At 74.6% G+C, this 607-nt stretch carries 1 protein-coding gene; it reads right to left on the bottom strand.

Annotated elements, in window-relative coordinates:
• The coding region (locus tag G3I71_RS45655; RefSeq protein ID WP_275409428.1) for a penicillin-binding transpeptidase domain-containing protein at window positions 1–607 on the bottom strand (607 nt) is incomplete at both ends.

Genomic DNA, 607 nt, shown 5'->3' with positions numbered 1-607 from the left:
TAGGAGCCCGACTCGAGCGCGGCCGCCGCCGTGACCAGCTTGAACGTCGAGCCGGGCGCGTAGCGCTCCTGGGTCGCGTTCGACCGCAGCGGGTTGCCGGGCTCGCCCTCGAGCGCGCGGTACGCGGCGGCCGCCTCGCTCGTCGAGTGCACGGCCAGCGCGTTGGGGTCGAACCCGGGGGTCGAGACGAGCGCGAGGATCCGGCCGGTGGTCGGCTCGATCGCGACGACGGCGCCGTCCTGGTCGCCGAGCGCCGCGCGCGCGGCCGGCTGCGCGGCGGGCAGGATCGTCGTCTCGACCGCGGCGCCCTCGGGACGGCGGCCCGTCAGCAGGTCGCGGATGCGGCTGAAGAACAGCTGGTCGGACCGGCCGGTGAGCTGCGGGTTCTCGGCCTCCTCGAGCTGGGTGTGGCCGTTCGCGATCGAGTAGAAGCCCGTCACCGCCGAGTACAGGTCGCCGTCGGCGTAGGTGCGCTGGTAGCCGAACGGGTCGTCGACGGGCACCGAGGACGCGATCGCGACGCCGCCGGCCACGATCGGGCCGCGCGCGTTGCCGTGCTCGCGGTACAGCCCGCGCACGTTGCGGTTGTCGGTGTTCAGCGACTCGG

Source organism: Streptomyces sp. SID12501 (assembly GCF_010550245.1).
Classification (GTDB): Bacteria; Actinomycetota; Actinomycetes; order Streptomycetales; family Streptomycetaceae; genus Streptomyces.
The sequence above is the reverse complement of the archived record's forward strand: the minus strand, read 5'-3'. Positions and strand labels throughout refer to the sequence as shown.